Consider the following 23,747-nt stretch of genomic DNA (forward strand, 5'->3'; position numbering starts at 1 on the left):
GGTCATTCGTCCGGAAAGTCGCGGAATGACCCGAGCGTAGGCAAGGCGCGCCGCCGCGACTTGGAAAAAACTGCTATTTCACGCCGTACCGGCGGGCGGCCCGCAGCGCCGCCAAGCTCACCAGCACGCCGAAGCCCACGTAGAACGCCGGCGCGATCTTGCTGCCCGTGGCCGTGATGAGCCAGGCGCTGATGAAGGGCGCGAAGCCGCCGAAGATCGCCACGCCGAAGCTGTAGCTGACCGACAGGCCGGTGCCGCGCGTGGCCGCCGGGAACAGCTCGGACATGGCCGCGGAGATGGGGCCCCAGTAGGCGGAGGCCACCACGCCCATGGCGGTGAGCGCCACCATCAGCGCCGGCACCGACGGATGGTTCACCAGCAGGTAGAACAGCGGCACGATCATCACGAGCATGACCAGCGCCGCGCCGCGCATGATGGCCAGGCGCCCCACCCGGTCCGACAGGCTGCCGAACACCGGCACCAGCGCGAACTGCAGCACGCCGAACCAGAAGGTGCCGGCGAAGGCCATCGACGGCGGCAGGCCCAGCTGGCGCACCGCGAAGGTCGGCATGAACAGGCCCGTGTAGGACACGATGGTCGCGAGGATGATGAGCCCCATGGCGGCCAGCGTGCGCCCGCGCTGGTCCACCAGCGTGGTGCGCACCGGTGTGGCTTCCTGGGCCGCGCGCTTGAATTCCAGGCCTTCGTCCAGGTGGCGGCGGATGTACAGGCCGGCCGGCCCGATCAGCAGGCCGAAGAAGAACGGAATGCGCCAGCCCCAGGACAGCAACTGCTCGGGCGTGAGCAGCGTGTTGAGCCCCATGCCGAAGCCCGCCGCCAGGAAGGTGGTGATGCCCTGGCTCGCGAACTGCCAGCTCGAGAAGAAGCCGCGTCGCCGCGGATCCTGCTCGGCCAGCAGCGCGGTGGCGCTGCCGAACTCGCCGCCGGCAGCAAAGCCCTGCAGCAGCCGTGCGAGGATCACGAGCCCCGGCGCCCACAGCCCGATCTGCGCGAAGGTCGGCGACACCGCGATCAGCAGCGTGCCGAGCAGCATGAGCGCCATCGACAGCGTCAGCGCGTTCTTGCGCCCCCTGGCGTCGGCATAGGCGCCGAGCACCAGCGAGCCGACCGGGCGCATCACGAAGGTCACGCCGAAGGTGCCCAGCGTGATGAGCAGCGACACGGTGTCGTTCTCCGCGGGGAAGAACAGCTTGGAGATGGTCACGGCGAGGAAGCCGTAGATCACGATCTCGAACCACTCCAGCGCATTGCCGATGGAAATGGCGGTGATGACCCGCAGCGTGCTCTGCCGGGAGGCAGGCTCGGCGGGTTCGGATAGCTCGGCGGCGCGTGGGGCGAGTGTGCTCATGGTGCTTCGTGCTCCAGGGATGGTTGAACTGCAAGGTCCGCGCCCGTCGCGGGCCGGACGCCGAAGTGATGCAGCACGTTGCGCAGCACCCCTTCGAAACAGGGATCGACGCCGAGCACCCAGCTCGCGCCCACGGCGCCGGCGTTGAACACGCGGCCGCCCCGGGGGCGTTCCCAATAGATCATCTCGGCCGAGAGTCCGTCGAGCGACTCGGTCACGTTGGAGAAGTAGTCGAGATACGCGTCGAGCCGGCCCGGCCGGTGGCGGCGCCCCTGCGCGATGACCTCGATGCCGCGCTGCGGCTCGGGCAACTGCTGGCCGGCCGGCAGCGCGTGCGTCATGCGGCACAGCGTCGCCACGCTCAGGTCCCACTCGTGGCCGATGGCGCGCGGCAGGCCGCCGCCCGGCGCATGGCCGAAGGTCGCGCCCTGGGTCAGGCCCAGCGCATTCGGCTGCGTGAACAGGAAGTGCCGCGGCTGCGTGGCGTGGTACACGCCGAAATCGCCGCCGTCGGCAAAGGCCCAGCCCGCCGACTCGAGCCCGATGATCTCGGCGCACGAGCGCCCGGCCTGCCTGAAATGGCCGCCGCGCGCCCAGTCCTGCGAGTGGTACTGCTCGCCGTAGGGGCCGGCGGGCGGGCGCACCTTCGCGGCCTCCTCGCTGTCCAGGTCGTTCGCGCCGAGCACCTTGCGCTGCTCCATCACCGTGCCCTCTTCGTTGTAGCTCACGCGCAGGTACATGGTGTTGCCCGACAGAACGATGGCCGTGCCGCCGCCGCACAGGTAGTCGTCGAGCCCGTCGCAGGCCGGCAGCGACCAGTACTCGCTGTGGCCGTTGACGATCACGGTCTTGTAGGCCTTCAGCAGGCCCGGGTCGCGGTGCAGGTCGAGGTCGCTCACCACGTCGTAGTCGTAGCCGGCCTGGTCCAGCCACACATGCAGCCGGCGCTCCAGCCGGGTCCACTGGCTGAAGCCCGCATCGGCGGGGTCGTACAGCGCGTTGGGGCTGGCATTGGGCCAGGGCATGCGCAGGCCCACCTGGTAGGTCGGCTGGCCGCCGCGGTGGTAGGTGTAGCTGCAGTAGGCCGGGGCCTCGGGATGGCTGTTCTCCAGGCCCGCCGAACGCCGCGGCCACACGGGATCGCCGGCCGTGTTCTTCGCGAAGGGCGTGCTGGCATAGGCCAGCCAGCTGTTGGTGGCGCAAAGCACCAGCACCGGCGCGGGAGCCCGGTGCGCGGCGCGGCGCACGATGAAGGCGATGTCGTATTCGGCGGGCTCGCCGTCCAGCAGGTAGCGCACGCGGCCCACGTACACGCCTGACTTCGCATCCGGCGGAATGCGCAAGGCATGGCTCTCGGGCCAGCGGCAGTCGTACAGGTCGTCGCTCGCCAGCCGCAGGCCGTGGCCGCGCGTGGGGTCGGCCAGCGGGTCGTAGCCGTCGTCGGAGAACTCGTTCACCCGCTGTGGCTCGAAGGCCGGGCCGACGATCATCCAGGTGCCGTGGTTGACGATGCGTCCGGTGCGCTGGTGGCCGCTGGCGTCGGCCACGGTGTCGCCGCGCTCCTCGCGCAGCGGCCAGCAGGCCAGCACCGTGCGACCGCGCGGCGTGTGCAGGCCGCGGTCCGCGAAACGCGCGCGCACCTCGGCCGGCTGCAGCGCATGCGAATAGATCGCGGGCATGACGATATCGCCCTCCAGGAACGCATCCGCCAGGCCGTCGATGCCGCTGCCGCCCAAGCGCAGCGGCGCGCGGCCCGGCTGCATCGGGCCGGTCCACCGGCCCCGCGCGACCGCTTCGCCGTCGATCCACAGCACCGTCTGCTCGCCGTCCCATGTGGCGACGAGGTGGTGCCAGCGCTTGGCCCGCAGCGCGCCGCCCGCGAGCTGGCCCTGCGCACGGAACGCGCCGCCGTCGCCCAGGTAGAACACCGCGCGCCCGGCCTCGTCGATGAAAAGGCCGTAGCCGCAGGCGCCCGGCAGGTCGTATTGCCCGACGACGCTCTGGCGCGTGCCGATGCTCCAAGGCTGCACCCAGCACTCCAGCGTGAGCGCGCGCAGCGGCTGGTCGAGCCCGCGCGCCACCTGCACGTAGGAGCCGGGGTGGATCGGATGCACGCGCGCGGCGGAAGGCGCGAAGGCATGCAGCACGGTGTCGGCCGTGCGGCCTTCGACATCGGGGCCGAGGCGGCACACCGAAAGCGCATAGGGCACGTCGCTGCTCAGGTGAAAGCGCACCACCTCGCCGGCGGCCACGCTCTTGCGGTCGGTGTAGCCATGCACGCCGGGCACTTGCAGCGCGCGGTGCGGCGGAATGGGTTGCGGCATCGCGGCTGCCTTCATTGCACCGAAGTGGCCAGGCCCTTGGCCGCGATCTCGTCGGCCAGGCCGCGCAGCGAAAGCGCCAGCAGGTCGGCCAGTTCGTCGATCTCGGCGGGCGTGATGGTCAGCGGCGGCGTGATCATCTGGAAATCGCCAAAGGCCCCCAGGTTCGCGCGCCGGTTGTACAGCGCGATGCCGTGCTTCAGTCCGTGCTCGGTCAGGCGCGCCGGTGCATTGAAGCTGGCCGGCAGCTGCCGCTTGGTCGCCTTGTCGGCCACGATCTCGATGGCGGTGAAGAGCCCCTTGCCGCGCAAGTCGCCCACGATGGGGGAGCGCTCGGCCACTTCGCGCAGCCGGGCCATCAGCAGCTCGCCCATGTCGCGCGCGCGGCCGACCAGGTCTTGCCGCATCACCTCGCCGACCACCGCGTTGGCCACGGCGCACGACAGCGGATTGGTGAAGTAGGTGTGGCCATGCACGAAGCCGCCGCTGCCGGCGACGGCGTCGACGATGCGGTCGGGCGCCAGCAGCGCGCCCAGCGGCGTGTAGCCCGCGGCCAGCCCCTTGGCCAGCGTGACCAGGTCGGGCCGTGCGCCGGCCCAGTGGTGCGCGGCCAGGAAGGCGCCGGTGCGGCCCGCGCCGCTCATGATCTCGTCGTAGATCAGCAGCACGCCGTGGCGGTCGCAGATCTGCCGCACGCGCTCGAAGTACGCCGCCGGCGACACCACCGCGCCGGTCGACAGGCCGCCGATGGGCTCCAGGATGAAGGCCAGCACGGTGTCGGGTCCTTCGCGCACGATGGTGGCCTCCAGTTCGTCGGCGCAGGCCATCGCATGGCTCTCGGCCGTGTGGCCGTCGGGCACGCGGTACGACAGCGGCGCGGGCACCTTCGGCATCTCGCGCACCATCGGCCCGTAGATCGACTGCGTGTGCGCGTCGCCCGTCACCGCCAGCGCGCCGAGCGTGGAGCCGTGGTAGCTCGGGTTGCGCGAAATCACCTTGGCGCGGCGCGGCTGGCCGCAGACCACGGCGTACTGCCGCGCCAGCTTGATGGCCGACTCGTTGGCCTCGGAGCCCCCGGAAACGAAGAAGGCCCTGTCGAAGCCCTCGCCCGCCAGCGCGCACACGCGGTCCGCCAGCTCGATGCTGTGCTCGCTCTCGAAGAAGCGCGGGTAGGCAAAGGTGACCTGCGCCGCCTGCGCCTGCATGGCCGCCAGCACGCGCGGGTTGCCGTGGCCGATGTTGGCGACCACCGCGCCGGCGGTGGCGTCGAGGAAGCGGCGGCCGCCGGCATCCCACAGGTAGATGCCTTCGCCGCGCGCGATGCGCGGTGGCCGGGGCGAGCCCTTTGCGGCATAGAAGCCGAGCACGGAGCCGCCCTTGGGCGTGTCGCCCACGGTGCGGGCGGTGTCTTCGATCGTGGCGCTCATCGGGAAATATCCATTCGAATGTCTTGAACGGGCCCGACGATAGGCAGAGCCGGGCGACATGGGTAGACGTATGGGACGATGAAGTGATATACGTCTGGTGCATGAAGAACGCGCACGACCGGCTCGACCTGCTGGACACTTTCATCAAGATCGGCGAGAGCGGATCGCTCAGCAAGGCGGCACGGCTGCTCGGCACCACGCAGCCCACGGTGAGCCGCCGCCTGCTGGAACTGGAGCGCCTGCTGGGCTGCAAGCTGGCCATCCGCAACACCGCCAACTTCTCGCTCACCGACGAGGGCCGCTCGCTGCTGGCGGAGGCGCACGACCTCACCGACCGCTGGTCGGGCCTGTCGCAGCGGCTGCTGGGCGGACAGAGCCGGCCCGAGGGCACGCTGCGCGTCATCGGCCCCTCGGGCTACGGCACCGGCTTCCTGACCGATGCGGTGACGGACCTGCGCGCGGCGCATCCGCAGTTGCGCGTCGAGCTCACGCTGACCGACCGGGTGGTCGACCTCGCGGCCTCCGGTGCCGAATGCTGGGTGTGCGTGGGCGAGGTGCGCGACCCCGGGCTGGTGTGCCGCCCGCTCGGACGCATGGACCGCGTGCTGATCGCCACGCCCGAGCTGCTCAAACGCATCGGCCCGGTCACGCTGGCCCGGCTGCCGCAGCTGCCGTGCGTGGGACTGATGCCTTACGTGACGGGCAACGTGCGCCTGATCGACCGCAGCGGGCGTTCGCGCATCGTGGCGCTGGACACGCCCATCCGCACCGACAGCCTGCTGGCAAGCTACCGCGCGGTGCTCAACGGCGCGGGCATCGGCGCGGCGGCGCCATGGATGTGCCACGAAGACGTGCAGGCCGGCCGCCTGAAGCGCGTGCTGCCGAACTGGTGGCTGGAGCCGGTGGGCGTGCATGTCGCGCTGCCGCCGGGGCTGTACCGGCCGGCGCGCGTCACCGCATTCGTGGAAGCGCTGCGCGCGCGTATGCACGCGCTGCCGGGGTTCAGGCCCGCGCAGTGACGAGCGGCACGGCCTGCATCAATGCCGCCACCGGATACCGCCGCCACTCCGGCTCCGCATGGCGCCTGCCGTGCGCAAAAAGAAAGCCCAGCACCGCGCCCTGGTCCGACAGCTTCGCGGGGTTCGCGGTCTTCCACTCCTCGAAACGGCGCCTGAGGTCCGGCTCGTCTTCCAGCATCTGCAGCGCTGTGTCTTCGAACACGTAGGCGGAGAAGGCCTCCTTCTTATCCAGCACGCTGTTGAAGAAGCCCCAGCGAAAGAAGCTGTCGTGCGCCTCGGGCTCCAGCGTCTCGACGGCATAGCGGGCGTTGGGCTGGTCCAGCGGCACCCACATGTCGCCCGCGCGCGCCTGGAAGGGCTCGGTGTGCGAGGCGAGCGTCACCTGGTCATGGAACATGTGGCCTTCGTAAGCGTTCGGGCGGGAGGCCACCTGCTGCACGCGGTACACGCGGGCCGAGTCGAACAACTGGTCGGCCTCCAGGCGCCGCATCTCGACGCCGTTCCATTGCAGGCGCTCGATCACTTCGCGCCAGGCCTGGGGCACCAGGTAGGCCTTGGGCGCCGCGACCGCGATGTCTTCCACGCAGCGGTCGAAGTGGACGATGTCTTTTTCCCACGGCTGGCTGCGGTCGTAGGCCAGCCTTTCGTAGCTGCCGAGCCTGCTGGGCGTGCGCACGGCCTGGTAGCCCCTGAAGCGCAGGCTGGCCGGGCGGTCGTGGTCGTTGCGCCATGTCAGCGGCCAGCGTGCCTGTCGCGCGGCGGCGGCCCGGGCTTCGTTGCGCAGCGCCTGGATGCGCGCCGCGTTGGCCACGGTGAACGCCAGCACCACTTCCACCAGCGTGCGCATCGACGCCACGCGGTCGGCGAAGGGCTTGAGCATGTGGGTCTCGGGCATGAAGCCGATGGTGTGGTGCAGCGCGGCGTAGCCGGTGGAAAAGCGCGGCAGGTCGAGGAAGTCTTCGATGCCGTCGTCCGGCGTCTCGGCCAGCAGGTTCACGTAGGGGCAGGTGGGCCAGCCGCGCCGGTCCATGTCGCCGTAGATCGCGGGCAGCATGCGCTCGCGCAGGAAGTCGCCCAGCCCGCCGCCCAGCTTGTCGGGCTGGGTCGGAATCAACGTCATGGTGCAGGCGTAGTCCGCGCCGTTGGACGTGTGGGTGTCGACCATCACGTCAGGGTCCCACGCGGTGAAGAACCGGTTGAACACCTGCGCGGCGAGGCTGTCGCACTTGATGAAGTCGCGGTTCAGGTCCAGGTTCCGGCCGTTGCCGCGGAAGCCGAAGGACTCGGGCCCGAGCTGGTTCACGCGCGAAGTGGCCTGGCGGTTGATGCAGCCGTCCACGTTGTAGACGGGAATGAACAGGAACACCGTGTCGCCCAGCGCCGCGAGCCGATCGGGCTGCAGGCAGAAGTCGCGCACCAGCGCCATGCAGGCGTCGATGCCCTCGGGCTCGCCGGGGTGGATGCCGTTGTTGTTGAAGAACACCGGGCGGCGCTGCCGCCGCAGCGTCTCGCGGTCGAACACGCCGTCTGCCGTGACCACCCCGGCGTGAATCGGCGCGCCGGTGTCCGACAGGCCGATCTGCCGCCAATGCAGCACGCCAGGGAACCGCGCGGCCAGCCGCTCGTAGAAGGCGATGCATTCGGCCCAGGTGGCGGTCCGGTTGCCGTTGCCGGATTCGAAGGGCGTGGGATACGGATCGTCTTGTGCAGCGGTCATGGAAAAAAAGCTCCGTTCATGCGGCAACGGCGCGGCGCTGCTGCTGTTTACGGGCTTTTAGCACGGCCTCCGGCTACAGTAACGGCCCCAACCGGTCATCCAGCCCTTCTGCGGAGAGCCAGACACGGCCGCAAACACACACTCGAGAAGGAATCAGCCATGGGCGCCCAATGGAAAGCGAAACACAAGGACCTGGCAGCCAATGCCAAGGGCCGGTTGTTCGGCAAACTCGCCAAGGAAATCATGATGGCCGCGCGCAACGGCGCCGATCCGGCCGGCAACTCGCGTCTTCGCCTCGTGGTGGAACAGGCCCGCAAGGTCTCGATGCCCAAGGACACGCTCGATCGCGCCATCAAGAAAGGCGCCGGCCTCACGGGCGAGGCGGTGCATTTCGAGCACGTGATCTACGAAGGCTTCGCGCCGCACCGCGTGCCGGTGATGGTCGAATGCCTGACCGACAACGTGAACCGCACCGCGCCTGAAATGCGCGTGCTGTTCCGCAAGGGCCAGCTGGGCACCTCGGGCTCGGTGTCGTGGGACTTCGACCACGTCGGCATGATCGAAGCCGAACCCGCCAAGCCGGACGCCGACGCCGAAGTGGCCGCCATCGAGGCCGGCGCGCAAGACTTCGAGCCGGCCGGGGAAGGCAATGCCGTCGTTTTCCTGACCGACCCGACCGACCTCGACCTGGTGAGCCGCGCGCTGCCGGCCCAGGGCTTCACCGTGTTGTCGGCCAAGCTGGGCTACAAGCCCAAGAACCCGGTCGACCCGGCGAGCCTGAGCGCGGAAGACCTGGAAGAGGTCGAGACCTTCCTGGCGGCCATCGACGCGAACGACGACGTGCAGAACGTGTTCGTCGGGCTGGCGGGCTGAGGCGTCCGCCAAAAGACAAAAGGGCTGGCTCCCGCAGGAGCCAGCCCTTTTTGCTGACGGAACTCGACAGGCCGTTTTCTGTTTAGAACGGAATATCGTCATCCATGTCGTCGAAGCCCGACGACGACTTGGCCGGTGCCTGGCGCGGAGCCGGTGCCGGAGCACGCGGAGCCGCCGCGGGTGCGCGGGGTGCGTATCCGCCGCCGCCGCCACCGCCGTTGCCGCCCTGCGAGTAGCCACCGCCGCCACCTTGCGAGTAGCCGCCGTCGTCCTCGGGACCGCCCGAGGGGCCGCCCTGGCCCTGGCGGCTGCCGAGCATCTGCATCTGGTCGGCGCGGATTTCGGTGGTGTACTTTTCGATGCCGTCCTTGTCGGTCCACTTGCGCGTGCGCAGGCTGCCTTCGACATAGACCTGCGAGCCCTTGCGCAGGTACTGGCCGGCGATTTCGGCCAGGCGGCCGTTGAAGACGATGCGGTGCCATTCGGTGGCTTCGCGCATTTCGCCGCTTTGCTTGTCTTTCCAGCGATCGGTGGTGGCCACTGTGACGTTCGCGACCTGATCGCCGCTCGGGAAGGTCCGCATTTCGGGGTCGCGCCCCAGGTTGCCGACGACGATGACTTTATTGACCGATGCCATATGCACTGCCCCTGATAAGTGGATAAAGGAGAAGGTTGAGAGGAACCCTCCATTGTGCCCGAAGGCCGACACGGCCAATACCCTACCGGTGCCAGAATGCTCTCTCATGAACCGCGAACCCGATTTCCTCGAGCACCTGCGCGCCGAGCTGTCCAGCGGCCGCGTCTGGCTCGACCGGGCCATCGTGCTGGGCTACGCCATCGCGGCCGGGCTTTTCGTGGTGGGCTTCACGCTCGCCAGCGACTGGGTCTTCGGCCAGTTCCACCGCTTCTACCGCGCCTGGCCCTGGGCCGTGCTGCTGACGACGCCGCTGATCACGGCGGGCATCGTGTGGTTCACGCTGCGCTTCTTTCCCGGCGCGGCCGGCTCGGGCATTCCGCAGATCAAGGCGGCGCTGCACCCCGCCCTGCCGGAAGAGCGCCGCTTCTTCTTCGCGTCGCTGCGGCTCACGGTCGCCAAGATCGGGCTGGGCGCGGCGGGTTTCGCGGCCGGGCTGTCGATCGGGCGCGAGGGGCCTTCCGTGCAGGTCGCGGCCGGGGTGATGCAGCACGCGCGGCGCTGGCTCTCGCCCAACACCACCATCGACAGCCGCGCGCTGCTGGTGGCCGGCGGCGCCGCCGGCATCGCGGCGGCCTTCAATGCGCCGCTGGCGGGCGTGGTGTTCGCCATCGAGGAGCTCTCGGGCCGGCTCGAGGCGCGGTCCAGCGGGCTGATCATCACGGCCATCGTGCTGGCGGGCCTGGTGGCCGTCTCGGCTTTCGGCAACACCAGCTACTTCGGCGTGATCCGCGTGCCCCGGCTGGGCTGGGACGCGCTCGGGCCCGGCCTGCTGGTCACGCTGCTCAGCGGCGCGGCCGGCGGGCTGTTCGCGCGGCTGCTGACAGCCTCGCTCACCGGCGCGCCGGGGCGGTTCAACCGCTGGCGGGCGCGTTTTCCGGTGCGCTTCGCGGCCGCAGGCGGGCTGGCGGTGGCCGTCATCGGGCTGGCCACGGGCGGCGTCACCTTCGGCGCGGGCTCCGAGGCGGTCAAGCAGATGCTGCAGGGCCATGACGAGCTGACCCCGCTCTACACGCTGCTCAAGTTCGTCGCCACCTGGCTCACGGCGTGGTGCGGCGTGCCGGGCGGCATCTTCGCGCCGGCGCTGTCCATCGGCGCGGGCATCGGCGACGCGGTGTCGCAGCTGGGCAGCAGCGAGCTCGGCCCGGCGCTCATCGCGCTGGGCATGGCCGCCTTCCTGGCGGCGGTGACGCAGGCGCCGCTCACCGCCTTCATCATCGTGATGGAAATGGTCGACGGCCATTCGATGGTGCTGAGCCTGATGGCCGCGGCCATGCTGGCCAGCCTGGTCTCCCGCATGATCAGCCGCCCGCTGTACGACACACTGGCCGAATACATGGTCGGGCGCGCCATCAGCGCCGCCGGGCCGGTGCATCCGCCTCCGCCGGAAGCCCCCGCGCCCGGAGCCCCGGAACCCGCCCGCTCGCCATGAATTCTCCGGCGGTCTATCATGTCCGGTTGCCCTCGGACGATCGCCTCCTTTGAATTCCAAAGCCACTGAACCAGCCGCGGCAGAAGCCGCCGAAGCTGCAGAACGCGCCCGCGATGCGGAACGCGAACGCGACACCTACCTCGGCGCGGTGCTGGCGCAGCAGCGCATCAGCATCCGCGGCGCGCGCACCCACAACCTGAAGAACGTCGACCTCGACATTCCGCGCAACAAGCTGGTGGTCATCACCGGCCTGTCGGGCTCGGGCAAGTCGAGCCTGGCCTTCGACACGCTGTATGCCGAAGGGCAGCGGCGCTATGTGGAGAGCCTGTCGGCCTATGCGCGGCAGTTCCTGCAGCTCATGGACAAGCCCGACGTCGACGTGATCGAGGGCCTGTCGCCCGCCATCAGCATCGAGCAGAAGGCCACCAGCCACAACCCGCGCTCCACCGTGGGCACGGTGACCGAGATCCACGACTACCTGCGCCTGCTGTACGCGCGCGCCGGCACGCCCTACTGCCCCGACCACCACCTGCCGCTGCAGGCGCAGACCGTCTCGCAGATGGTCGATGCCACGCTCGCCCTGCCCGGCGAGCCGCGGCTGATGATCCTGGCGCCGGTGGCACGCGAGAAGAAAGGCGAGTTCCTCGAACTCTTCGCCGAGATGCAGGCGGCCGGCTACATCCGCTTCCGCGTCGACGGGCAAACATACGAATACAACGACCTGCCCAAGCTCAAGAAGACCGAGAAGCACGACATCGACGTCGTCATCGACCGCCTGCGCGCTCGCCCCGACATGCAGCAGCGGCTGGCCGAGAGCTTCGAGGCCGCGCTGCGCCTGGCCGAGGGCCGCGCCATCGCGCTGGAACTGGGCGCAGAGGGCGCGGCCGACAAGGAGCACCTGTTCAACGCCAAGTTCGCCTGCCCGATCTGCCACTACTCGCTGTCGGAGCTGGAGCCGCGCCTGTTCTCGTTCAACTCGCCGGTGGGCGCCTGCCCGAGCTGCGACGGCCTGGGCCACCGGGAAGTGTTCGACCCGGCGCGCGTGGTGGCCTTTCCCTCGCTGTCGCTGGCCAGCGGCGCCATCAAGGGCTGGGACCGCCGCAACGGCTACTACTTCAGCATGATCGAGAGCGTCGCCAAGCACTACAAGTTCGACGTCGACGCGCCCTTCGAGTCATTGCCGGCCTCGGTGCAGCAGGTGCTGCTGCACGGCTCGGCCGCCGAGGAGATCAAGTTCAACTACACCATGGAGTCGGGCAACTTCGCGGGCAAGAAGCTCACGAAGAAGCACCCCTTCGAGGGGATCATCCCGAACATGGCGCGGCGCTACCGCGAGACCGATTCGGTGATGGTGCGCGAAGACCTCGCGCGCTTTCGCAACCTGCAGCCCTGCCCCGACTGCGGCGGCTCGCGGCTGCGGCGCGAGGCGCGCAACGTGTTCCTGGTCGATGAATCGGCGCGCCCGGCCGACGGCGGCGAGCCGCCGCGCATGGCGATCTTCGAGCTCAGCCACCTCACCCTGCGCGATTCGCTGGCCTGGTTCCAGAAGCTCAAGCTGCGCGGCGCCAAGGCCGACATCGCCGACAAGGTGGTGCGCGAGATCGGCCTGCGCCTGAAATTCCTGAACGACGTCGGCCTGAACTACCTGAGCCTGGACCGCAGCGCCGAGACGCTCTCCGGCGGCGAGGCGCAGCGCATCCGCCTGGCGTCTCAGATCGGCTCGGGCCTCACCGGCGTGATGTACGTGCTCGACGAGCCCAGCATCGGCCTGCACCAGCGCGACAACGACCGCCTCATCGGCACGCTGAAGCACCTGCGCGACATCGGCAACAGCGTGATCGTGGTCGAGCACGACGAGGACATGATCCACGCCGCCGACCACGTGATCGACATGGGCCCCGGCGCCGGAGTGCACGGCGGCCGCGTGATGGCGCAGGGCACCTATGCCGAGGTGTCGGCCAACCCCGATTCGCTCACCGGCCAGTACCTGTCGGGCACGCGCAAGATCGAAGTGCCCAGGCGCCGCACCGCATGGCTGCCGGTGGTGAACAAGCCCGCGTTCAACGAAGGCAGGAAGCCTTCGCGCTTTCCGCAGAGCCCGGCCGCCGAGCGCCGCGCGGCGCGCGAGGCCGCCCACCTGGCCACGCAGACCGACCTGCAGGAGATCCGCGTGGTCGGCGCCACCGGCAACAACCTGAAGAACGTGAGCGTCGCCTTCCCGGTCGGCCTGCTGACGTGCGTGACGGGCGTCTCGGGCTCGGGCAAGTCGACGCTGGTGAACGACACGCTCTATACCGCCGTGGCGCGCACGCTGTACCGCGCGCACGAGGAACCGGCCGAACACGAATCGGTCGAGGGCATCGAGTATTTCGACAAGGTCATCAACGTCGACCAGAGCCCCATCGGCCGCACGCCGCGCAGCAACCCGGCCACCTACACCGGCCTGTTCACGCCCATCCGCGAGCTGATGGCCGAGACCAACACCGCGCGCGAGCGCGGCTACGGCCCGGGCCGCTTCAGCTTCAACGTGGCCGGCGGGCGCTGCGAGGCCTGCCAGGGCGACGGCGTGGTGAAGGTGGAGATGCACTTCCTGCCCGACGTGTACGTGCCCTGCGAGGTCTGCCACGGCCAGCGCTACAACCGCGAGACGCTCGAGGTGCTCTACAAAGGCAAGAACATCGCGCAGATCCTGGAGATGACGGTCGAGACCGCGCACGAGTTCTTGAAGGCCGTGCCGACCATCGAGCGCAAGCTGCGCACCCTGCTGGACGTGGGCCTGAGCTACATCAAGCTCGGCCAGTCGGCCACCACGCTGTCGGGCGGCGAGGCGCAGCGCGTGAAGCTCGCGCTGGAACTCAGCAAGCGCGACACCGGCCGCACGCTCTACATCCTCGACGAGCCGACCACCGGCCTGCACTTCGCCGACATCGAGCTGCTGCTGAAGGTGCTGCACCAGCTGCGCGACGCGGGCAACACCATCGTCGTGATCGAGCACAACCTCGACGTCATCAAGACGGCCGACTGGCTGATCGACATGGGGCCGGAAGGCGGCGCCGGCGGCGGCACGGTGGTGGGCGAAGGCACGCCGGAAGACATCGCGGCGAACGAGGCGAGCCACACGGGGCGGTATCTGAAGCGGCTGCTGTAGCCGCTCCCGGCCTGGGCAAGACGCTCAGGTCGTCGTCTGCACGTGCAGCCGGCTGGTCTTGCAGCGGTGCAGCGCGCGGTAGTGCTCCAGCGGCCTGCCGTTGGCGCCGTAGGCGATGGACTCGATGCGCAGCAGCGGCTCCGGCGTGGGCAGGTTCAGCAGCTCGCAGGTGTCGGCGTCGGGCAGCACCGCGTCGATCCAGCGTTCGGCGCGCACCAGGCGCAGGCCGTACTGGCGGCGCAGCACGTCGTACAGAGAGCGGTCGTCCAGGCGCGTGCGGTGCAGGCCCGGCGCCAGGTCGGCAGGCACCACGGTTTCCACCAGAAGGCGCAGTTCGCCGTCCACGCTGCGCAGGCGCTTGAGCGCCACCACCTGCGTGTCGTCGGTGAGGCCGAGGGAGGCCGCTTCCTGTTCGGTGGGCGCGCGCAGTTCCTGCGTGAGGATCTGCGTGCGCACCGAGCGGCCCTTGCGCTCCATCTCGTCGGAGAAGCCGAGCACGGTGGAGACGAAATCTTCGTCGCGCTCGCGTGCCGACACGAAGGCGCCGCGGCCCTTGATCTTGTAGATGAGGTTGTTGCGCACCAGGTCGGCCAGCGCCTCGCGCACCACGATGCGCGAGATGCCGAACTGCTCGCCCAGCTCGGCTTCGGACGGCAGCTTGGCGCCGATGGGCAGCACGCCCTGCAGGATCTGCAGGCGCAGCGCGTCGCGGAACTGCGCCCACAAAGGCGATTCGGAGCCACGGTCGAGCACGGTCGATATTTCGGTCGGAGAGTTCACGTCGAGGGTTGGCCCAGGGCCTGAGGAGTCGTCAATGATGCATCGAAAGATGCGGGCGCATCGGCGGCCACCGGCGAAAGCCGCACGCCGTGGCGCTCGCGCAGGGCGGCGGAGCACGCCAGCAGTTCGCGCCGCGCCAGGGCCGCGTCCCACCCCAGTGCCTCGGCCGCGATGCCCGCCATTTCCGCCAGCGCCGCGCCGGTGACGAGGCCGCGGATCGCGAGCAGGGTCCGGCGGATCACGAGATCGTCGAGATGGATCACGCCCGTCTCGAGGCACAGGTAGGACAGCTCGGCGACCGAGTAGTCGGGCGCGTGCTGCAACGGCACGTCGCCCGAGGCTCCGAGCCGCTGCGCGAGCGGCAGCGCCTTCGATCCGTAGCGGCGCAGCAGCACCTGCGCGCGCGCACGGCCCAGGCCGGAGGCCGTGACCATGCGGTCGAGGAAGCGTTCCGTGGCCAGCGCGTCGGCAGGCAGCTCCGCGCCACCGCCGATGGGCAGCAGTTCGGTCGATGCGGTGCGCGGGCGGCCCAGTTTCTGCAGCACTTCGTTCGTCGCCTCTTCGGCCAGCGCGCGGAAGGTCGTCCACTTGCCGCCGACCAGGCCGACGATGGGAATGTCGCGCGTGGCGTTGGGCAGGTCGACCACCACCGAATGGTCGCGCGAGATCTGCCCCGGCTTGTCGGCGTCGGAACGCGCGAGCGGGCGCACGCCCACGTAGGTGTAGACCACGTCGCCGCGGCCGAACGCGAGGTTCGGGAACACCTCGGCCAGCACCTCGAGCAGGTAGTCGACCTCGGCCGGCTCGGTGGCGATCTGGTCGGGGTCTTCCACCGGGATGTCGGTGGAGCCCACCAGCACGCGGTCGAGGAAGGGATAGACGATGCACACGCGCCCGTCCACCGCCTCGAAGTAGGCCATGCGCCCCTGCAGCGCATCGCGCAGCGCGGGATGGTCGAGCACCAGGTGCGATCCCTTGGTGCCCATCACGCGCGAGCCCGCGCCGCCCAGCACCGCCGTGCTGCGGTCCAGCCACGCGCCGCTGGCATTCACCACGGTGTCGGCCGTCACGCGCACCAGCGCGCCGGTGATCTCGTCGCGCAGGGTGAGGATGTTGCCCGCGCAGCCCATCACGCGGCAGTAGTTGGCGGCGGCCGAGCGCGGCTGGTCGCGGCAGGCGTCGCCGATGAGTTCCAGTACCAGCCATTCGGGGTGGCTGATCCACGCGTCGAAGAATGTCGCGGTCCAGCGCACTGCCGCGCGGAACAGGCTGCGGTCGGCGGCGGGCACGCGGCTGATGCGGTGGTTGGGCATCACGCGCTGGCGGCGGCCCAGCAGGTCGTACAGGCGCAGGCCCGCCGCCACCGCCAGCAGGCCGCGCGTGCGCTGCGGCGGCGTGCGGCCGAAGAACTTGAGCGCGCTGCTCATGAGGCCGCCGAAGAAGCTCGACAGCGGCACCACCGTCTTCAGCGGCTGCACCAGGTGCGGCGCGTTGCGCAGCAGCAGGTTGCGCTCGCGCGTGGCCTCGGCCACCAGCGAGAAGCTGCCGTTCTCCAGGTAGCGCAGGCCGCCGTGGATCATGCGCGAAGGCGCGCTGCTGGCGCCCGCGCTGAAGTCGCCCTTGTCGACGATGAGGCAGTCGACGCGCTGCAGGCACAGGTCGCGGAACACGCCCACGCCGTTGATGCCGGCACCGACGATCACCGTCGAAAAGTGGCGATCCGCCAGGGAAGCCGGACGCACGAAAGGCAGTTGCCAGGCGCTCATTGCTTGCCCCCGGCCAGATGTGAAAACACAGGAGACATGGTGTCGATCAGTTCGTTGAAGCCGGCCATGAAGCCGGCATGGGCGCGCGCCTGCGCGGCGTCGGGTTCGACGGTGTCGCAGGGCGCGAGCAAGGCGCTGTCCTGCCCGGCGTGGTCGATGCCCTGCGACATGGCGGCGTAGATGGCCGCGCCGCGCGCGCCGGTTTCGTCGTCGGCGCAGCGCTCGACCGGATGCGCCAGAAAGCCGGCCAGCAGGCGCACGAGGCGGGTGTCGCTCGCACCGCCGCCGAGCACGGTCGAGGCCGACACCGGCAGGCCGCAGGCCGCGAGCCGCGCCGTGTGGCGCGCATGCAGCGCGGCCACCGCATCGACCACGGCGCGTGCCATGTCGCCGCGCGTGTGATGGCTCTTGAGGCCGACGAAGCCCGCCGTCACGCCGCCGCCGCCGTTCACGAACGGCAGGAAGCGCAGGCCGCCCGCGCCCAGCGGCACCGACATCGCCAGGTCGACCACGGCGCGCGAATCCGGCAGGCCCAGCACGCCGGCCAACCATGCGATGTTGGCCATCGACGAGGGGCTGTTCTCCATGTAGAGCCGCCTGTCCGCGCGACCGAAGTTCACGACCGCCGCCACGTCGGGCTTGGGCTCGATCACCGGTCCGATGACCGCGTTCACGCACCAGGTGCCGAAGACCGACACCGCCCGCTCGCGGCCTTCGGCGCAGATCGCGGTCATCGATGCGAGCAGGTCGATGGCGCCCATCGCCACGGGAATGCCGGCGGGCAGGCCGCACAGCGCGGCTTCGGCAGGCCGCAGCTTGCCGACGACCTCGCCGCCGGGCACCAGCGGACCGAAGGCACGCGGCCCGAGGTCGGCGATGCCCGAGGCGTCGAAGGCCGCCTGCGACCACGTGCCGGTGGCGATCGACACCAGCCCGGCGGTGCTCGCATCGCTCGCGTCGGTCGCGATCTCGCCGGTCAGCAGGAAGCCGAGGTAGTCCTTCGCGAACAGCAGCCGGCGCACCTCGCCGCGCTGCACGGCGTCGGTGCCCAGCAGCTCGGCCGCGATCACGGTGGGCTGGCCCGGCCAGGGCCTGCAGCCGACATCGGCGAACAGCGCATCCCCGTGGCTCAGCGACAGCGAACGCGCACGCGCATCGGCCCGCTGGTCGGTCGAGGCAACGGCCCGGCCGCCCACGAGTTCGTTGCGCGCGTCCAGCGCATAGAGCCCGGCGCCGTGGCCGGTGCAGCCGATGGCGCGGACCTCGGCCACGCGGTTGCCGAGCTGGTGGGCGACGTCGCGCAGCACGTGGGTCAGGGCGGAGCGGATGGCGGCCGCCCCCACTTCGCATCCCCCTGCGGGCAGCCGGTCGTGCGGCAGTGGCATGCGGGACAGGGCGACGGCCCGGCCGCTCCCGGCTTCGAGGGCCAGGGCTTTCAGGCTGCTCGACCCCATGTCGATGCCGATCAGTATTTTTGTCTTCATGTCATAACAGCTTCGGCGGAATAAAAGCGCATCGCCAGTAGCGTTTCCCCTAGTTATCCCTTCAAACGGCCAGCGCGTACATTCTAGCCTGTCATAACAACTGTCGTGACAACGAGGATCGAAAGGCTGCCCTCAAAGGCAGCATCAGCAGCTGTGCCACACAACGTGAGGAGACAAAAAATGAGGCGTAATTTCCTGAAGTCCGCGGCGGCCGCCGGTATCGGCCTGGCCGGTGCGAGCGCGCTTGCGCAGCAGCAAGCGGCAGCCCCCGCCGCGGGCGCCGGCCTGCGCGGCAACGCCAGCGACGTCTACGTGATGAACGTGATGGTGTCGGGCGTGGAGTACTGGTTTCCGGTCTACGAAATGATGAAGCAGCTCGGCCGCACGCTGGGCGTGAAGACGCGCTACACCGGCACGCCCGAGTACGACGTGAACAAGCAGCTCGCGTCCTTCGAGCAGGAACTGGCGCGCAAGCCAGCCGGCATCCTGCTGCATCCGATGAACCCCGACCCGTTCATAGAGCCCATCAACCGCGCGGCGGCGATGGGCATCCCCGTCGTCACCTTCGCGGCAGACTCGCCCAACTCCAAGCGCACCTCGTTCATCACGTCCGACAACGACCGCGAAGGCACGCAGGCGGCGGACGCCATCGCGGCTTCGATGGGCGGCAAGGGCGAATACGCCGTGCTGGAGAACCCCGGCCAGGACAACCACGACCGCCGCATCGCCGCCTTCGTCAACCGCATGAAGACCAAGCACCCGGGCATGAAGCTGGTCGGCCGCGCCGCCAGCAACCAGGACCCGAACAAGGCCTACCAGGCCGTGCTGAGCCTGGCGCAGGCCAACCCGAACCTGGGCGCCCTGTTCATGCCCGAGGCCAACTCGGCGCTGGGCGCGGCGCAGGCCAAGGTCGAGACCAAGAAGAACATCAAGGTGATGTGCTGCGACGTGAACGCCAAGATCCTGGACATGATCAAGTCGGGCGACGTGTTCGGCTCCATCAACCCGAACCAGGGCATGCAGGGCTACATGGGCATGATGATGCTGTTTCTGGCCAAGAACCCGACGCTCATCGACCCGATGAACGACGCCAAGCGCAACGGCACCAACCCGATGTCCGTGCCCTTCCTGGACAACGGCCTGGCCGTGGTCAGCAAGGCCAACGCGGACGACTTCTACTGGGACAAGTACCTCGCCCGCCGCGGCACCAAGGGAATCGGCGAGTGAACGCAGTGAGCGCATTGCTCGAACTGAAGGCGATCAGCAAGCGCTTCGGCGCTTCGCGCGCGCTCACGGGCGTGGACTTCTCGCTGCACGCCGGCGAGATCCACGCCCTGTGCGGCGAGAACGGCGCGGGCAAGTCCACGCTGATGAACATCATCGACGGCATCCACCAGCCGGACGAGGGCGAGATCTCGCTCGACGGCCGCAAGGTGGTCATCGACGGCCCGGCGCACGCCATGCGCCTGGGCATCGGCCTGGTGCACCAGGAGATCGCCCTGTGCGGCGACGCCACCGTGGCCGAGAACATCTTCATGCCGGAGATCAACGCCGGCAAGCATGCGTGGATGGACTACGCCAGCCTCAACGCGCGCGCCGCCCGCGTGCTGCAGCGGCTGGGGCAGGACGTGGACCCGTCGGCGCTGGTGAAGGACCTGAGCATCTCGACGCAGCAGCTCATCGAGATCGCCAAGGCGCTCACGCTGGACTGCAAGGTGCTGATCCTCGACGAGCCCACCGCCGCGCTCACCGACAACGAATCGGCCGCGCTCTTCAAGGTGCTGCACGACCTGAAGGCGCAGGGCATCGGCATCATCTACATCAGCCACCGCATGGCCGAGATCTTTGCGCACTGCTCGCGCGTGACGGTGCTGCGCGACGGGCGCAACGTGCACTGCGGCCCGCTGGCCGAACTCGACGCCGACGCGCTGGTGCGCCGCATGGTCGGGCGCGACCTGGGCAACTACTACCCGCCGAAGCACGGCGACGCGGCGCACGGCGAGCCGGTGCTCGAAGTGAGCGACATCGCCGACGGCGAGCGCGTGCACGGCATCTCCTTCACGCTCAGGCGCGGCGAGATCCTCGGCATCGCGGGCCTCATGGGCGCCGGGCGCAGCGAACTCGCCGAGACCGTCTGCGGCCTGCGCCCCGCCACGCGCGGCAAGGTGCGCCTGCGCGGCAGGACGCTGACGATCCGCAAGTACAGCGACGCGCTGCGCGAAGGCATCGCCTATCTCAGCGAAGACCGCAAGGCGGCGGGCGTGTACCTCGACCTGCCCATCGCGCAGAACATCGCGTCGATGGCGCTGAAGCGCGTGAGCTCGCGCTTCGGCCTGCTGCAGCGCGCGGCCGAGCACAAGCTGGCGGTGGACCTGGGCGCCAAGCTCAAGCTCAAGTCCGACGGCGTGGCCATCGACGTGGCGAGCCTGTCGGGCGGCAACCAGCAGAAGGTGGCCATCGCCAAGCTGCTGGCCACCAACCCGTCGGTGCTGCTGATGGACGAACCCACGCGCGGCGTGGACGTGGGCGCCAAGTCGGAGATCCACCACATCCTGCGCGAGCTGGCGAGCCAGGGCGTGGGCGTGGTGGTGATCTCCTCGGAGCTGCCCGAGATCATCGGGCTGTGCGACCGCGCGCTGGTGATACGCGACGGCCGGCTGGCCGGTGAAGTGCAAGACAACGAAATGACGGAAGAGGCGCTGCTGCGGCTGGCCTCGGGACTTTGCGAAGAGGAAGCGACAGCATGAACTACCCGGCACAACTCGACGCGGGGGCCGCACCGGGCCTCCAGCCACACCAGTCGGGGGGCGGCCCCGCCAAGCCCGCCAGCAAGCTCGGCAGCATGCGCGAGATGGGCCTGCTGCTCATCATCGCCGCGCTGTGCGTGGGCATGAGCTTCGCGTCGCCCTACTTCCTCACGTGGGACAACGTGCGCGCGATGCTGCTGTCGTTCTCCATCGAAGGCATCGTGGTGGTGGGCATGACGATCCTGCTGATCGTCGGCGGCATCGACCTGTCGGTGGGCTCGGTGGTGTGCTTCGCGATGGTGGTCACGGGCAAGCTGTTCCTCATGGGCTTCGATCCGTGGACGGCGGGGCTGGTGGCCATCGGCGCGAGCGCGCTCATCGGCGCCATGATCGGCGGCTGCGTCACGCGCATCGGGCTGAACCATTTCATCGCCTCGCTGGCCTTCATGGTGATCGTGCGCGGCCTGTGCCTGGCGCTCACGCAGGGCACGCCGCAGTCGCTGTTCTCGCTGCCGGCGGAGTTCAAGTTCATCGGCCAGGGCACGCTGTTCGGCATTCCGGCCGTCATCCTGATCTTCCTGCTCATCGTGGTGGTGAGCGACTTCGTGCTGCGCCGCTACACCCTGCTGCGCCGCGTGTTCTACACCGGCAGCAACGAGAAGGCCGCGCTGTACTCGGGCATTCGCGTGGGCCACGTGAAGTTCTGGGTCACGGTGCTGTGCTCCGCTTCGGCGGGCCTGGCCGGCGTGATCTACACCGCGCGCTTCGGCGCGGCCACGCCCACCTTCGGCATGGGCATGGAGCTGAACGTGATCGCCGCCGCGGTGATCGGCGGCGCCAGCCTCAAGGGCGGCTCGGGCACGGTGCTGGGCGCGGTGCTGGGCCTGGCGCTGCTGTCGGTGGTGACCAGCTCGCTGATCCTGCTGGACGTGTCGCCCTACTGGCAGGACGTGATCAAGGGCCTGATCCTGCTCGCGGCCGTGACCATCGACCACATCATGAACACCAGAAAGACCAAGCGATGAACAACGCATCGATGAAGAAGACAACGCTCGGCCCCTCGGGCATCGAGTGCTCGGCCATCGGCCTGGGCACCTGGGCCATGGGCGGCTGGATGTGGGGCGGCGGTGACAACGCCGCCGCCGTGCTGGCCATCCAGGCCTCGCTGGACGCGGGCGTGAACCTGATCGACACCGCGCCGGCCTACGGCCTCGGCCGCTCAGAGAGCATCGTCGGCACCGCGCTGAAGGGCCGCCGCCACGAAGCCGTGATCGCCACCAAGTGCGGGCTGGTGTGGCACACGCAGAAGGGAACGCACTTCTTCGAAGAAGACGGCCACCCGGTGTACCGCTACCTCGGGCGCGAATCGATCATTCACGAATGCGAACAGAGCCTGAAGCGCCTGCAGACCGACTACATCGACCTCTACATCACGCACTGGCAGGACGCCACCACGCCCGTGGCCGAGACCATGGACACGCTGCTCGCGCTGAAGAAGCAGGGAAAGATCCGCGCCATCGGCGTGAGCAACGTGAGCCCCGAGACGCTGGCCGAGTACCTGCAACACGGCCCGGTGGATGCCGCGCAGGAGCGCTACAGCCTGATCGACCGCGAGATCGAGCAGACGCTGGTGCCGCTGTGCACCGAGCACGACGTGGCGGTGCTGGGCTATTCGTCGCTCGCGCTCGGCCTGCTGGCCGGCCCCATCGACCCCGCGCGCCAGTTCACGGGCGACGACCAGCGCGCGAGCAACCCGCGCTTCAGCGCCGGGAACCGCGCGAAGCTCAAGGCCTTCTTCGAAGAGCTGGAGCCGCTGCGCAAGCAGCTCGAATGCTCGTTCGGCCAACTGATGATCGCGTGGACGCTGGCGCGCGGCAGCGTCTCGGTGGCGCTGTGCGGCGCCCGCGTGAGCAAGCAGGCCGTCGAGAACGCGGCCGCCGGCTCGGTGCGCCTGCAGGGCGACGCGCTGGCGCTCATCGACGCCGCCGCGGCCCGGCATCTGGCCGCGCTGGGCTGAGGCCCCTTCCATCCCATCTCAACACAAGGATTTCTTCCGTATGTCGAAGGACAAGACCGCACGCCTGAACCGGCTGCTGAACAACGGGCGCTGCCTGGACATCGCGCTGGACCACGGCGTGTGCAACGAGCCCTCGTTCCTCAACGGGCTCGAGGACATGCCGGCGGTGATCGACAAGCTCGTGGCCGCCGGCCCCGACGCGATCCAGCTCAACCACGGCCAGGCCGACCTGCTGCAGGACCGCCCGGGCCGTGACAAGCCGGCGCTGGTGCAGCGCATCGACATGGGCAACCCCTACAACGCCACGGCGCACCGCGTGATGTGGGCGGTGCTGCAGAACGAGCACGACCCGGTGCTGCCGGCCGTGCAGCGCGACGCGGCCTGCGTGGTGGTCAACCTGTTCATGCTGCCGAACGAGCCCGACCTGTTCCGCCAGTGCGTGCAGAACATCGCGCGGGTGCGCGCCGACTGCGACCGCTACGGCATGCCGTTGATGATCGAGCCGCTGGTGATGCGCCCGCACAGCGAGCAGGGCGGCTACATGGTCGACGGCGACGCCGAGAAGATCGTCACGCTCGTGCGCCTGGCGCGCGAGATGGGCGCCGACATCGTCAAGGCCGACCCCACCAGCGACCCCGCCGACTTCCACCGCGTGGTGCAGGCCGCGCGCTGCCCCGTGCTCGTGCGCGGCGGCGGACGCGAAGACCTGCAGCAGGTGTTCGCCCGCTCGCGCGTGCTGATGGACCAGGGCGCGGTCGGCATGGTGTACGGGCGCAACGTGTACCAGCACGCCAACCCGTCGGCGGTGGTGGATGCGCTGATGGCCATGATCCACCGCGGCGCGAGCGCCAAGGAGGCATGGGACATCTACGAATCGGGCGGCGCGAAGAAGAACTGAGCCGGGCCGATCCGGCGGGAGCTGAGCGACGGCGCAACGCCGTCCAGAAAAACGA

Annotated in this window: 17 protein-coding genes; 9 read left to right on the forward strand and 8 right to left on the reverse strand. The window is 69.5% G+C overall.

Annotated elements, in window-relative coordinates; all coding sequences use genetic code 11:
- Positions 1 to 73: 73 nt before the first annotated feature.
- From C4F17_RS16800 to C4F17_RS16810, 3 genes are read right to left on the reverse strand one after another with little or no spacing between them, the layout of a single operon-like run.
- Positions 74 to 1,369: an MFS transporter gene (locus C4F17_RS16800; protein ID WP_081270739.1), complete on the reverse strand. Its 1,296-nt coding sequence runs from the start codon at positions 1,367 to 1,369 to the stop codon at positions 74 to 76.
- Positions 1,366 to 3,693 carry a LamG domain-containing protein gene (locus tag C4F17_RS16805; protein ID WP_106937595.1) on the reverse strand — a complete coding sequence of 776 codons (2,328 nt, stop codon included), beginning with the start codon at positions 3,691 to 3,693 and terminating at the stop codon, positions 1,366 to 1,368. The genes C4F17_RS16800 and C4F17_RS16805 overlap by 4 nt, the downstream gene beginning before the upstream one ends.
- Before the next feature lie 11 nt (positions 3,694 to 3,704).
- Positions 3,705 to 5,117, reverse strand: a complete 1,413-nt coding sequence (locus C4F17_RS16810) for an aminotransferase family protein (protein ID WP_106936001.1) — start codon at positions 5,115 to 5,117, stop codon at positions 3,705 to 3,707.
- Between the two features lie 101 nt (positions 5,118 to 5,218).
- On the opposite strand from C4F17_RS16810, the gene C4F17_RS16815 reads away from it, so the two are divergent.
- Complete coding sequence (locus C4F17_RS16815) at positions 5,219 to 6,136, forward strand: LysR family transcriptional regulator (protein ID WP_081270737.1); 918 nt, start codon at positions 5,219 to 5,221, stop codon at positions 6,134 to 6,136.
- Here C4F17_RS16815 and C4F17_RS16820 read toward each other — a convergent pair.
- Entirely contained in the window at positions 6,120 to 7,853 is a 1,734-nt protein-coding gene (locus C4F17_RS16820) for a M14 family zinc carboxypeptidase (protein ID WP_106936002.1), read from the reverse strand. The genes C4F17_RS16815 and C4F17_RS16820 overlap by 17 nt on opposite strands.
- A 159-nt stretch (positions 7,854 to 8,012) precedes the next feature.
- Here C4F17_RS16820 and C4F17_RS16825 point away from each other — a divergent pair, with 159 nt between their 5' ends.
- Positions 8,013 to 8,726 carry a YebC/PmpR family DNA-binding transcriptional regulator gene (locus tag C4F17_RS16825; protein WP_106936003.1) on the forward strand — a complete coding sequence of 238 codons (714 nt, stop codon included), beginning with the start codon at positions 8,013 to 8,015 and terminating at the stop codon, positions 8,724 to 8,726.
- An 82-nt stretch (positions 8,727 to 8,808) separates the two neighbouring features.
- On the opposite strand, the gene ssb is transcribed toward C4F17_RS16825, so the two are convergent.
- Entirely contained in the window at positions 8,809 to 9,363 is a 555-nt protein-coding gene (gene ssb / locus C4F17_RS16830) for a single-stranded DNA-binding protein (RefSeq protein WP_106936004.1), read from the reverse strand.
- 106 nt (positions 9,364 to 9,469) lie between these two features.
- Here ssb and C4F17_RS16835 point away from each other — a divergent pair, with 106 nt between their 5' ends.
- Positions 9,470 to 10,852: a chloride channel protein gene (locus tag C4F17_RS16835; protein WP_106936005.1), complete on the forward strand. Its 1,383-nt coding sequence runs from the start codon at positions 9,470 to 9,472 to the stop codon at positions 10,850 to 10,852.
- A gap of 49 nt (positions 10,853 to 10,901) precedes the next feature.
- Positions 10,902 to 14,000 (forward strand): excinuclease ABC subunit UvrA, encoded by a 3,099-nt coding sequence (gene uvrA, locus C4F17_RS16840; protein WP_442805192.1) that lies wholly within the window; start codon positions 10,902 to 10,904, stop codon positions 13,998 to 14,000.
- A gap of 24 nt (positions 14,001 to 14,024) precedes the next feature.
- Here uvrA and C4F17_RS16845 read toward each other — a convergent pair whose 3' ends face one another.
- From C4F17_RS16845 to C4F17_RS16855, 3 genes are read right to left on the reverse strand one after another with little or no spacing between them, the layout of a single operon-like run.
- On the reverse strand, positions 14,025 to 14,780 hold the full coding sequence (locus C4F17_RS16845) for a GntR family transcriptional regulator (protein WP_081270732.1): 756 nt from the start codon (positions 14,778 to 14,780) through the stop codon (positions 14,025 to 14,027).
- Positions 14,777 to 16,546 (reverse strand): glycerol-3-phosphate dehydrogenase/oxidase, encoded by a 1,770-nt coding sequence (locus C4F17_RS16850; protein WP_081270731.1) that lies wholly within the window; start codon positions 16,544 to 16,546, stop codon positions 14,777 to 14,779. The genes C4F17_RS16845 and C4F17_RS16850 overlap by 4 nt, the downstream gene beginning before the upstream one ends.
- Positions 16,543 to 18,030: an FGGY family carbohydrate kinase gene (locus C4F17_RS16855; RefSeq protein ID WP_106936006.1), complete on the reverse strand. Its 1,488-nt coding sequence runs from the start codon at positions 18,028 to 18,030 to the stop codon at positions 16,543 to 16,545. Before C4F17_RS16855 ends, C4F17_RS16850 begins: the two co-directional genes overlap by 4 nt.
- Positions 18,031 to 18,210: 180 nt before the next feature.
- Here C4F17_RS16855 and C4F17_RS16860 point away from each other — a divergent pair, with 180 nt between their 5' ends.
- From C4F17_RS16860 to C4F17_RS16880, 5 genes are read left to right on the forward strand one after another with little or no spacing between them, the layout of a single operon-like run.
- Positions 18,211 to 19,257: a substrate-binding domain-containing protein gene (locus C4F17_RS16860; RefSeq protein ID WP_106936007.1), complete on the forward strand. Its 1,047-nt coding sequence runs from the start codon at positions 18,211 to 18,213 to the stop codon at positions 19,255 to 19,257.
- Positions 19,254 to 20,777 carry a sugar ABC transporter ATP-binding protein gene (locus C4F17_RS16865; RefSeq protein WP_081270728.1) on the forward strand — a complete coding sequence of 508 codons (1,524 nt, stop codon included), beginning with the start codon at positions 19,254 to 19,256 and terminating at the stop codon, positions 20,775 to 20,777. Before C4F17_RS16860 ends, C4F17_RS16865 begins: the two co-directional genes overlap by 4 nt.
- Positions 20,774 to 21,802 carry an ABC transporter permease gene (locus C4F17_RS16870; protein ID WP_106936008.1) on the forward strand — a complete coding sequence of 343 codons (1,029 nt, stop codon included), beginning with the start codon at positions 20,774 to 20,776 and terminating at the stop codon, positions 21,800 to 21,802. Before C4F17_RS16865 ends, C4F17_RS16870 begins: the two co-directional genes overlap by 4 nt.
- 11 nt (positions 21,803 to 21,813) lie before the next feature.
- Entirely contained in the window at positions 21,814 to 22,794 is a 981-nt protein-coding gene (locus C4F17_RS16875; RefSeq protein WP_106937596.1) for an aldo/keto reductase, read from the forward strand.
- A gap of 40 nt (positions 22,795 to 22,834) precedes the next feature.
- Positions 22,835 to 23,692, forward strand: a complete 858-nt coding sequence (locus C4F17_RS16880) for a class I fructose-bisphosphate aldolase (RefSeq protein WP_106936009.1) — start codon at positions 22,835 to 22,837, stop codon at positions 23,690 to 23,692.
- Positions 23,693 to 23,747 lie beyond the last annotated feature (55 nt).

The sequence above is a fragment of the Variovorax sp. PMC12 genome (assembly GCF_003019815.1).
Taxonomy (GTDB): domain Bacteria; phylum Pseudomonadota; class Gammaproteobacteria; order Burkholderiales; family Burkholderiaceae_C; genus Variovorax.